At 39.1% G+C, this 11,666-nt stretch carries 8 protein-coding genes; all 8 read left to right on the forward strand.

The window, feature by feature from the left end; translation table 11 throughout:
* Positions 1–243: 243 nt before the first annotated feature.
* The 8 genes from DWX33_RS09335 to DWX33_RS09375 all read left to right on the forward strand — a co-directional run bounded on the left by DWX33_RS09335 (position 244) and on the right by DWX33_RS09375 (position 11,665).
* Entirely contained in the window at positions 244–849 is a 606-nt protein-coding gene (locus tag DWX33_RS09335) for a hypothetical protein (protein WP_008778997.1), read from the forward strand.
* 12 nt (positions 850–861) lie between these two features.
* Positions 862–1,983, forward strand: a complete 1,122-nt coding sequence (locus DWX33_RS09340) for a hypothetical protein (protein WP_008778998.1) — start codon at positions 862–864, stop codon at positions 1,981–1,983.
* A gap of 599 nt (positions 1,984–2,582) precedes the next feature.
* Entirely contained in the window at positions 2,583–3,488 is a 906-nt protein-coding gene (locus DWX33_RS09350; RefSeq protein WP_121962567.1) for a transcriptional regulator, read from the forward strand.
* A 387-nt stretch (positions 3,489–3,875) separates the two neighbouring features.
* A complete protein-coding gene (locus DWX33_RS09355) occupies positions 3,876–4,454 on the forward strand; it encodes an RNA polymerase sigma factor (RefSeq protein ID WP_087346833.1) in 579 nt (192 codons plus the stop codon).
* A gap of 63 nt (positions 4,455–4,517) precedes the next feature.
* Positions 4,518–5,492: a FecR family protein gene (locus tag DWX33_RS09360; RefSeq protein WP_122380252.1), complete on the forward strand. Its 975-nt coding sequence runs from the start codon at positions 4,518–4,520 to the stop codon at positions 5,490–5,492.
* Between the two features lie 249 nt (positions 5,493–5,741).
* On the forward strand, positions 5,742–9,080 hold the full coding sequence (locus DWX33_RS09365) for a TonB-dependent receptor (RefSeq protein WP_122380253.1): 3,339 nt from the start codon (positions 5,742–5,744) through the stop codon (positions 9,078–9,080).
* 13 nt (positions 9,081–9,093) lie between these two features.
* Positions 9,094–10,950 (forward strand): RagB/SusD family nutrient uptake outer membrane protein, encoded by a 1,857-nt coding sequence (locus DWX33_RS09370; RefSeq protein ID WP_122380254.1) that lies wholly within the window; start codon positions 9,094–9,096, stop codon positions 10,948–10,950.
* A gap of 19 nt (positions 10,951–10,969) precedes the next feature.
* The gene (locus DWX33_RS09375) at positions 10,970–11,665 is read left to right on the forward strand and encodes a DUF3823 domain-containing protein (RefSeq protein ID WP_087346821.1); all 696 of its coding nucleotides are present in this window, start codon (positions 10,970–10,972) and stop codon (positions 11,663–11,665) included.
* Position 11,666: the final 1 nt, after the last annotated feature.

Below are 11,666 nucleotides of genomic sequence, written 5' to 3' on the forward strand. Positions count from 1 at the left end.
TTATATAGTGTTGGGAGTGTAGACGCATGTTGTATGTCGTTTGCGGATTTCACCCCGGATTTATGAAGTTAACTTACTTTGAAATGTTAGTTAACTGGTAACTTTCTACCTAAAAAAGCCATTTGGCAATGTACCTAATCTTTTTTGCGCTATAAAAGTATTTTGTTTGTGTTTTTTAGTATCTTTGCCAGATGTTTAAGGATAAAACGATGTTTTCCATATAGTTAAATACTGTGCTTTTTGATGAGATTAGAAGATCTAAATGAATATTATGATAATCTCTGCGATACTTTTGACCGTGGAGAGATGGATTTTGTTATGAACCATGACCGTGCTCATAATGCTGTTATTGAATGCTTTATGCTTAATAAATCAAATGTGATTAATATGTATTGTGGCGAAATGTCTGTTTTCCGTGAGGGATTCTACAATCATATCAATCAAGATAGTAATTATGATCTCAAGGAAGGAGAGACTGCATTAGGAGATGAGATCAAGAAAAAGGTTATTAAGTCTTTGAGAGAGTTCATAAACCGTCCCAATGTATCCTTGAATATTTATTTTGAAAGGTTTGATCGTAAGTTCTTGAGAGATTTAATCGATCTTCGTGTTTTTAGTGATGGAGTAAGTTCCGAGAAGATACGTCTTTTTAAATTGGAAGATAATTTATTCTTGAAAAGCGATATGGCGCATGTCTCATATACGGATACCAACATTGTTAGAATGGAAAGAAATCCGCAGACGCACGAAGCTACATGTGCGATAAATCCACCTGAAGAGATTTTGAGCAAGGTAAAAGCTACTTTTAAGTCGATGTCGTTGGTAGGTGAGGAGATCAAGTTGAATTAGTAGAAGGTTGGTATGCTGTTTCTTGGAGGAAGCCAGACATTTATTGGTATATTGGCATCATTGATTGTATTATGTGTCATTTTGGACAAAAGTAATTTTATACATAGTATTCTTGATGAGATAGGAAAACGTATTGATGAAGAGATCAAATCTTTGGATAAAGCAGTGGGGTTCGATGTGATCAACGATGTGCCGGCAAACTCTGATTATAAACTATTGCAGCGCTATATAAATGAATTGCGTGTAGAGGCGAAAACAAGACCAGAATGCAAGCAGTTGCTAATTAGTGCTATGGCTATGGATATGAAACTTCAAGCTACGTTCGATCAACTTAAATCCGGATATTCCTCTAAATTCTTGAAGCCAGCTCATGACTTGATAGAGAAAATTCAAAGGTCAAAAGAACAGGTTATAGCTCCGTTATATGCGCTTTTGTTCTGCTTAACAGTTTTTATTTGTGATGAGATTGTTGTGGGAGTTGCGGGAACGAGCGATTTTGTTGTTTCCTTTTTGACTATCTTTGTGGCTTTCTCGGGTATTTTCTGGTTGATGATGTGGAAGATTTTCTTTAGAGATATACGGATAGAGACTGAAGAAGGTTCTTCTCAAAAAACGAAAGTGTTTGTTTCTAGGTGGATAAGGTGGAAATGGATGTGTTTCGCATTTCCTATGTTTTATGCGACTTGTTTGTTCTTGTCAACTTTTATCCCTATTATCTGGGCTAAATGTTTAATATCATTCACTATAGGAATACCTATATGTGTAATGGCATGGTTAAAAGCTAAGAGCCATTATGAGTTTGGCTTCTATACTTATGAATATGTTTTCAAGCACTTTGGGGGATTGTTTCTTATATCATTTCTTTTTGCTGTGGTAACGACCGGTGGGTGTGCGCTATCAGATGATGTATCTTCTGTTTGTTTTACTTATGAGGATTTTGTTGCGCTTAAAATCACTGTGATTTTGTTTGTCTTGATCAGCGGTCTGTTGTTCCCGTTTCTTATGCCTTATTATGGTTTTAAGCGTGTCTTGAACATTGTAAAAGATGAGGTGAAAAGCAGCAAACAATCTATGGAAAGAGAGCTTAGTAGTATAAAGGAAGAGTTAAAAGAGTTTTGTAAGGTCATTCCATAAACTTTAGGGTAGTAGTCTTCGTACTGTTTGATGGATTTCCATCTTGATTTTTTCCTTAATAATCAATTGTAATTAAAGAATATATCATATATTTGCCTAGCTAGTAATTAAGACAGAAAAGCAAAAGGTAAAAGCGTAGGTTTTTATCTACTTATTCTTTCTTTGTTGGTAGTAAAACAATGATAAAATAGAAAACGTATGGATTATTATAGGCTAAAATATTTTTAATACGTATATTTGCGACAATAAAAGGCTTTTAAGTTAGAAGCCTATATATGTTGCGTGTGATATTTGTGCGAGTTGACAGAATCCGCTAAATTTTTCAACTTTAGAGAAGCACAAAGAAGGCCCCGCAACCCTTTACCGAATATACGTGTTATCTATACTGTTAAAGTATGGATAAGATTATTGTATATAGATAAAGGGGGCGTGCGGCTGACTTTACTCTAATGTGGGTTTTTAGCGGAACCTTTGTCAACGTAATGTTCAGCCAATCGCCCTTTCTTTATTTTATAATGAAAGGCCAGCTCTTCAATATAACGCCAAATAACGCCCTTTTTAAAGATAAATAGTATAAGTTTTACTTTAATCAAATAGTTATGCCTGAGTTTATTACTATTGAAGAAGCCGCTCGTATCACCGGCTTTCCATCTCAAGAAATCCAGCAATGGGCGATATCTAAAAAAATAACATCTTACGTCGTGAAGCAAGGTGTTCGCCTAGTCGATCTGACCAATTTGCGTGAATTCATTTCCCATATCGAGCGTATGGGAATACAAAAGCTATACCTGCAACTTATCATCCAAGACAAGGAAGAAGAGATAAACGAGATCATCTCCCAATTCGATGATTACCTTTTCTGCCTGCGATCCCTTAAAAACATCTCTCCCCTACTTAAACTCATTATCGCCGAACTATCAACATTCATACACGACAAGAAAGACCGACTTATCTTTACGGAAATAACTTCCGGAGCCAAGATAGAAGACGTAGCTAAACGTTGTGGTATATCCTACGACGGAATCTGTCGCCGATATAAGGTCATATCGCTCCGCTTGCAAGAAAACATGGGCTTCCTGACCGAATACAAGAAAACAATCACGAACCAAGACCTTGAGATAGAACGTCTGTGGATAGAGAACAGGAACATGGAATACGAATTGAGAAGATTATATAAAAAGGCGCTCCAAAACGGTCTATGTATCGAATCTCCCCGATCACTTACCCCCGTTCCCTTAAATGCCGCGAAACGGATATGCCAACCCATTACCCGTCTCACCTTAGCGCCTTATATCCGTAAATGCCTTACAACCTTGAAAATAGAAACCATAGAAGATATTCTACGTTACGCCCTCAAAAACGGACTCGACTCTTTATTAGACCTTCCCGGCTTTGGCGCTCTTGGTTTGGCCCAACTGAAATTCCAACTCGAAAAGCATAAGATAATCGATAAAACCGGACATTCCGACCTTTATCAATATATCATTTGCGAAGCGGATAATTAGTGAGGACATTCTTTGTCCTCAAGTAGAATTTAACTAGATTTCAAGGATACTCATACTGTATTTACATTTTTTTGTATATTTGCGATATGTAATGATGCTTGTTTATATTTGGATATTTATTAGTAACCTTGTACTTGGTTCTGATGAGACCATGTCTTGTTTATAATATAAATATCTAAATAACAACCATCTAGTTCGTTTTTTCTTTAGTTCTCCACTACCATCGGTAATTTTACTATTTAGTTATCCGCTGATTATCTTTATCTTATCATTCATATCATCTACACTAACCGACATAGTTTCATCAGAACTCATGTATATGAAAACTGCAAATATGCAGAAAGGAGATAAGATTTGTATGGCGTGGATATGTAATATATATGTAATATGAAAGTGGATGGACATTTGCTTATAGATCTGAAGAATGGAGATGAAAAGGCTTTTGAGACTCTATTCTGGAAATATAATGAGCATGTATATCATTTTATTTACTCATTACTATATGAAAAATCTATGGCAGAGGACTTGACCCAAAACGTTTTTCTTAAGATTTGGGAGAAGCATGAGACGATAGATGTGGAGCAAAACTTTGACGCCTATCTATTCACCATCGCCCGTAACTTAGTTTATAAAGAGACAGAGAATCGGCTACTCTCCGAGAAACTGACGGAAAGCCTACAACGGCAACTATCAGATGCCGATTCTCTTACGGAAGAACGAATCGACGCAGAGTCTTTACGGGAATATATTAATAGCTTGATAGAAGAATTACCGCCATCACGTCGGGAGATATTCCGTTTGAGCCGTCATGAACATTTATCATATAGAGAAATAGCGGAACGCCTCTCTATCTCAGAAAAGACTGTGGAGACACAGGTAAACAGGGCTTTACGTTTTTTGCGAGATCGGCTGTCTTCCAATTGTCTATTGGCTGCACTATTATTGTTTTTAATTAATGAATGTTAAATCTTGATCTTTTCAAATAACTTGTAGGGGGATGCCTTCTCTCGAGGATATACTATATATACGATGGCAAAAAATAATAGATATATTGATTTGTTGGACCGCTTTATGAGTGGCAGTACTTCACCGGAAGAAGAAAAAGAGCTTCTGGGGTGGTTTATGAATGTTCGTTCGAAAGATGAGATATTCTCATTTTATAAGCGGAAATGGGAAGATGTGTCCGGTAGAGAATTATCGGCGGAGATACAAGGACGGATGTTCCTCCAAATCAAGAACCGGATGAAAACGCCTGAAAGAAGATCCTTCGGGAAGTGGTGGTCGTATGCGGCTGTTATTCTTTTATGTGTGAGTCTGGGAATCGGATCTCATTTATATACACGTGGTGTAGGTGGGAATCAACAGGAATATATCGTATCGGCGGAAAAGGGGCAACGTGCTAGTTTGGTCCTGCCGGATGGAACGAAAGTTTGGCTAAACTCGCATACTCGTGTTACGTACGATGGAGATTACGGGAAGGATGAAAGAGCAGTCTTCCTGTCTGGTGAGGCCTATTTTGAGGTCGCTAAAGATAAGAAGCACCGCTTTGTCGTAAAGGCAGGAGACTTGGAGCTGGAAGCTTTGGGTACGGCGTTTAATGTCAAGGCATATGATGAGGATAAAGAATTAACGGCGACCCTATTTGAAGGAAGCATCCGGGCTGTTGCGGGAAATGAAATGGCGGTTTTATCTCCAGATCAGCATGTGCGTTTCAATAAGGCCAGTAGGAGGCTGTTGGTAGAAAGACCTACCAATTCGTCGTATGCCCGGATGTGGAGAAATGATGAGTTGGCTTTTGAGAGTGAGACTTTAGAGGATATAGCCGTATTGTTGAATCGGATGTATAACGTACAAGTCAATTTTGATTCGGAGCGGATAAAACGTTATCGCTTTTCTGGGGTTATAAAGAATAATAGCTTGGATAACATCTTTGAGATTATAAGTCTTACCGCTCCAATTTTATACGGATCGGAAGGCGATACGATAACACTGAGAGAGAAATGAGATAAGTTTTAGTTAACCTTAAAATGATGATGCCTATGATATAAAGAAAGAATAATAAAGGGACAGTTCCTTTAGGGTAAAGACCTGTCCCCCCAATGTATTGTTTTTATAAGTATAAAATCATGACATATAAAGTTTAAAAGGATAAGACAACTGGCGGGTTGCCTCTATCTATCAGATTATTGCCATGTATTTTATCTTGTAAAGTTACCTTTTATTATTTATATACTATATAAAAAACACTTAAAAATGAGTAACATCAAGCAAATTCTTTTACGAGCGATCCTATGTTCATTTGCGTTGGCCTCTTCTGGTTTATCCGCAATGGCTCAAATTACGCTTACTCTTAAGAACCAAACGATGCGTGAGGTGATTAAGGAAATAGAAAAGGTAAGCGACTACCGATTTTTTTATAATGATGATCTACCCGGGTTGAGTACCCGTATATCAGTGGATGTCAAGAATGCCAGTATACAAAATATCTTAGAACAGATCTCTAGGCAAACACCCATTACTTATGTCTTAAAAGATAATAGCCAGATTGTCTTGTCTTCTAAAAATACATCTGTTACCCAACAACAGAAACGAGTGATTACCGGTACTATCATGGATCAGAACGGGGAACCGGTGATTGGTGCGAACGTGGTTGAAAGGGGTACGACGAATGGTACGATAACAGATTTGGATGGTCATTATTCATTGGAAGTCTCCTCTCCGCAGGCAACCTTGCAAATATCCTATATTGGTTATAATACATTAGACGTGGCGATTGCTGGACAATCTGTGTTGAACGCCTCTTTACGGGAAGATACTCAAAAGCTGGATGAGGTCGTAGTTGTAGGATATGGTGTACAAAAGCGTGCGTCCGTGACTGGTTCCGTAGCTTCGTTGCAGACGAAAGATATTGTTTCTGTCAAGACTCCGAATGTGACGAATGCTTTGGCTGGTAAGTTACCCGGGCTACGGGCGGTACAGAGAAGTGGTGCTCCCGGTGATGATGCGGCTAGTATCGATATCCGTGGCTTTGGAAGCGCATTGGTGATTGTAGATGGTGTGGAGCGTGATTTTACTCAGATCGATGCAAATGATATAGAGTCGATTAGTATCTTGAAAGATGCTTCTGCCGCTGTCTATGGTTTTAAGGGGGCGAATGGCGTTATTTTAGTAACAACCAAGAAGGGAGAGATCAGCAAACCAAAAATTTCATATAATGGTTATTATGGCCTCCAACAGGTGACTCGGTTCCCTGAATTATACAATGCGTATCAATATGCGACCTTGTGGAATGAGGCGCAGATGAATATTGGAGTACAGGCTCCTTATTCTGAAGAAGAGATTGAAAAATATAGGACGGGTACAGATCCCGCTTATCCTAGTACGAACTGGTGGAAAGAGATAACTCGGAAATCGGCTCCTCAAATGTATCATAACTTGAATGTTTCCGGAGGAACGGAGAAGGTTAAATATTATTTTTCTTTAGGCTATACAAGTCAAGACGGTATTTGGGTTTCGGGAGACCAAAACTATCGTAAATATAATGTACGCTCTAATGTTAATGCGGAGATCACGAAAGGCTTAACGGTAGGTTTACAACTTAGTGGTCGTTTGGATACTCGGAATAAACCATATGACCAAAATGTCTTCAAAGATGTATATTTGTCTAGCCCGTTAAAAACAGTATATGCTAATAATACGCCTCCTTATTACAATACCGCAGGTAATGAGCCTAATCCGATGCAGGTAATTAACGCTAGTGAAGTTGGATACGATAAGCGAGACCGTCGGGAGTTTAATGGAGCATTGACTATCAATTGGGATCTACCTTGGGTAAAAGGCTTATCGGTAAAGGCATTGCTATCATACGATTATAATAATCTGTTTGAGAAGAAATGGTTCAAGGAATACTATGAATACCAGTATGATGCGATAAATGAAACTTATAATAAAATAACACGACATGCGCTTTCTACGTTGGACGAGAAGAATGAGAATTCTTTTATGCCTAACCAGCAATACTCTGTCAATTATCATAATACATTCGGTAAACATGATGTCGGCGCTTTGTTATTGTGGGAAATGAGGAATTATCGCAAGGACTGGTTTTCTGCCTATCGTCAATTTTACATCAGTGCTCTTGACCAAATGAATGCGGGTGATAATACGAATAAGAGTAATGATGGAAATGCGGAAGTTTCTGCTCATGAAGGTTTGGTGGGGCGTGTGAATTATGCGTATGATAGTAAATATCTGGCTGAGGTAAGTTTTCGTTATGATGGTTCTTATAAGTTTGCGAGCGATAGTCGTTGGGGATTTTTCCCTGCTGTTTCTCTGGGATGGAGAGTTTCACAAGAGGCTTTCTTCAAGGAAAATGTATCGTTCATAGATAATTTAAAGATTCGTGGATCTTATGGAAAGGTGGGCGATGAAGGTGATTTTGCTGCTTTTCAGTATTTAAGTGGTTATAAGTATCCATCGGGTAATTATGTATTGGGCTCTGACGGACTTTCTAATGGTGCGGAAGATAAAGGATTGCCTAATCTTAATTTAACGTGGTATGAATCTACAACGGCCAATATCGGTTTTGAAGCATCTGTATTAAATGGCTTGATCTCTGCGGAGTTCGATTACTTTGAGCGTCGCCGTAAAGGATTATTAGCGAATCGTTTATTGACTTTGCCGACTTCATTTGGAAAGAGCTTACCACAAGAAAACCTAAATTCGGATAAAACAAGAGGTTTTGAGCTTGTACTTACACATCGTCATACGATAGGTAAGGTGTCTTATAGCGTAAGTGCGAACTTTACGACTACCCGCGAACTGAATCGGTATGTAGAACGTGCTGTTTCCGGTAATATGTATGAGAATTGGAGGAATAACACGAATGATCGATATAAAAGTATCACTTGGGGATATGAGGCATTAGGACAGTTCCAGAGTTTTGAGGAGATACTGAATGCGCCTATCCAAGACGGTAATGGCAACAAGTCTTTATTGCCCGGAGATATTAAATACGCTGATATCAATGAGGATGGAATTATTGATGATAAAGATAAGAAACCTGTTGGGCATAGCGATACACCGAGTATGTATTATGGATTGAATTTATCGGTAAACTGGAATGGCTTTGATTTTACCGCATTTTTCCAAGGTGCCGCTGGACATGAGGTGAAAGTGTTTGAGACATTCTTAGACCCGTTTATTCAACAGGGATTAGGTAATGGTGTGGTCTTCTGGGAAGACCGTTGGCATAGAGAAAATCCCTCGGATGTAAATAGCGCATGGATTTCAGGTGAGATGCCGGCTGTACGCCCTACTGGTTTTAGTTTGAATAATGAGACTAGTACATGGAGCTTATTGAAGGCGAATTATCTACGATTAAAAACAATAGAGTTAGGTTATACTTTACCGAAGACTTGGTTAGCGAAAGCCGGATTGGAGAATGTCAGGATTTATGTGAATAGTTATAATCCTTTGACTATAACTAGAGGTGGAATGATGAAGTACATGGATCCGGAGAACTCACAGACGAATTTACAATATTACCCGCAAATGAAGTCTTATAATTTTGGTATTAATTTAACATTCTAATAGTGGAACTTTTATGAATACGATAAAATATTTTAATAGTTTGATTTGTGGCATTGCGTTTCTTTCCTTCACGAGTTGTGATTATTTGGATAAAGAACCGTTTGATTTGATCACGCCGGACCAAGTTTGGGAAGATCCTAAATTGATTAATGGTGTATTGGTGAACTTGTATGATAAGATGCAATTGGAAGATTTTAATTATAGACATTATGCCGATTATCAATTAGTGAACTTGACAACGATGTCGGATGAGGCGCAAGGCTCTTTCCAAAAAGATCCGGTATTTGATAATGGTAATGCGACTTATGCCTATGCTGATGATCTGTTTGGCACCTTTGCGGACCCATATAAAGGCATTCGTAATTGTAATGATTTCCTTGCTCAGCTGAAAGAAGCATTGTTGGATGAGGCAGAAAAGGCCTCTTTGGAAGCCGAGGTTCGTTTTATCCGTGCTTGGCATTATTTTACGTTGGTAAAACGCTATGGTGGAGTTCCTATAATAATGGAGCCTCAAGAATATAATGGGGCGGATCAATTAGAATCTTTGCAACTACCTCGTTCAAAAGAGGAAGAGGTGTATAACTTTATTATCGACGAGTGTAATGCTATCGCAGAAAACTTACCATTACAACGGGATGCTTCCGGAAAGTATAGAGCCGATAAAGGGGCTGCTCTGGCTCTTTGTTCTCGTGCCGCTTTATATGCCGGATCTATCGCTAAATATGGTACGGTTCAATTGGATGGTATCGTGGGGATTCCTACCGAGAAGGCGAATCACTTTTATCAAATAGCATATGATGCTTCTAAAAAAGTTATGGACTTGGGAGTTTATGCTTTATATCTGAAAAAACCGGATGATCGAGCTCAGAACTATTGTGATATGTTTTTGAAAGGTAATGGTGATAACGGTGAATATATTTTCCAAAAGCAATATAATGTGGCTGGAGGAAAAGGACATGACTTTGATAAACGTAACGCTCCTTTTTCGTTCCGTGCCGGAGGCTGGGGCTGTGGTGCGGCTCCTACGCTCGAAATGGTTGAGGAATATGAATATTTAGATGGTTCGGAGGGTACCTTGGTATTAACCAATCCGGATGGCTCGGCACGTGCTTTCGATGATCCGATGGAGTTATTTGCTAATAAAGATCCGAGATTGTTCGCCTCTGTTTATTTGCCGGGTTCTCCTTGTAAGGGTGATATCGTAGAATGGAGAAGAGGTATCATTAATTCGAATGGCGAAAAGATTCAAGCGACCAAGCAACCAGATGCGGTAGAAAACTATGTGGATCCATCTACCGGGATTACGTATAATGTATCAGGTAAGGATGGTGGAGCAGATGCGGGTGACCCTTCTAAAACGGGTTTCTATCAGAAAAAGTTCTGGGATGAGACATTGACAGACCTAAATATGGGTAAGTCGGAGACTCCTAGACCGGTCTTCCGTTTGGCCGAGATGTATTTGAATCTAGCGGAGGCTGCCGTAGAGATGGGAGGAAAGGAGCAAGAGGCTTTGAATGCTATCAACGCTATTCGTGAACGTGCGGGAATTGCTAAACAGACATCCATCGATATCCAAAAAGTACGTCACGAGCGTAAGGTTGAGTTGGCATTTGAGGGGCATCGTTATTGGGATATGCGTCGTTGGCGAATTGCTCATTTGGATGTAGCGCAGGGAGGCTTGAATGGTTTCCGAGGTTCCGCCCTTTATCCATGGCTGGATACTCGCACTCAAAAGTATGTATTTGAACGTGGAAATAAGCCTCCGAAACAGGTGCGTTTATTTTTGGAAAAGAATTATTATGTGAAGATCGGATCGGATGACATGAACTCGAATCCGAAATTGGTACAGAATCCCGGTTATACAAATTAATTTAAAATGTATTAGAGTTATGAGACTTATAAATATATGCTTTTTATCATTGATGTCTTTATGCCTGATGAGCTCTTGTGTAAATGAGTTGGATAATTATGACGCTCCGGATGGAGGGGTTTATGGTACGATATTAGATGCTGAGACAAATCAGCCTGTTCCTCTGCCGGTACAGGGCTCTACAGGTGTGATTATAAAGTTGATGGAACAAGGTACGGGGGCTACTAAAACAGTGGATTTCTATGCGAAACAAGATGGTACCTTTAATAATTCTCGTATATTTAATTGCGATTACTTGATTACGGTAGAAGGACCTTTCGTAACTTCGGAAGAGGTCCGGGCAACCGTGGAAGGACAAACAGAAGTAAATATCCCAGTGATTCCGTATGCAAGGATTGAAGCCTCGGCTTCTGTTTCCGGGAAAAAAGTTTCTATCAATTATCAAGTGAGCAAGACCCGGTCTTCATATACAACGGATGAGGTATATGGGTATTGGAACTTTGCTCCGGGTGTAGATGATGGTGGAGCGAACCAAGCGGGGAAAGTTACAGTGAATGAATTGTCTGGAACGATTACATTTGACTTGGTAGCTGATCAAACATTCTTAGATAATGAGTATAAAGTTAAAGCGAATGGTAATAAGATCTATGTCCGTATAGGAGCGAAAACAGAAGGGGTAATTAATTACTCTCAGATAATGGAAGTGATTTTATAGT

The sequence above is a fragment of the Parabacteroides sp. AF19-14 genome (assembly GCF_003635485.1).
Lineage (GTDB): Bacteria > Bacteroidota > Bacteroidia > Bacteroidales > Tannerellaceae > Parabacteroides > Parabacteroides distasonis.

Bases quoted from the DNA above. Each gene is read 5' to 3' on its own strand.
- DWX33_RS09335 (WP_008778997.1), top strand. From the start codon at position 244: ATGAGATTAGAAGATCTAAATGAATATTATGATAATCTCTGCGATACT.
- DWX33_RS09340 (WP_008778998.1), top strand. From the start codon at position 862: ATGCTGTTTCTTGGAGGAAGCCAGACATTTATTGGTATATTGGCATCA.
- DWX33_RS09350 (WP_121962567.1), top strand. From the start codon at position 2,583: ATGCCTGAGTTTATTACTATTGAAGAAGCCGCTCGTATCACCGGCTTT.
- DWX33_RS09355 (WP_087346833.1), top strand. From the start codon at position 3,876: ATGAAAGTGGATGGACATTTGCTTATAGATCTGAAGAATGGAGATGAA.
- DWX33_RS09360 (WP_122380252.1), top strand. From the start codon at position 4,518: ATGGCAAAAAATAATAGATATATTGATTTGTTGGACCGCTTTATGAGT.
- DWX33_RS09365 (WP_122380253.1), top strand. From the start codon at position 5,742: ATGAGTAACATCAAGCAAATTCTTTTACGAGCGATCCTATGTTCATTT.
- DWX33_RS09370 (WP_122380254.1), top strand. From the start codon at position 9,094: ATGAATACGATAAAATATTTTAATAGTTTGATTTGTGGCATTGCGTTT.
- DWX33_RS09375 (WP_087346821.1), top strand. From the start codon at position 10,970: ATGAGACTTATAAATATATGCTTTTTATCATTGATGTCTTTATGCCTG.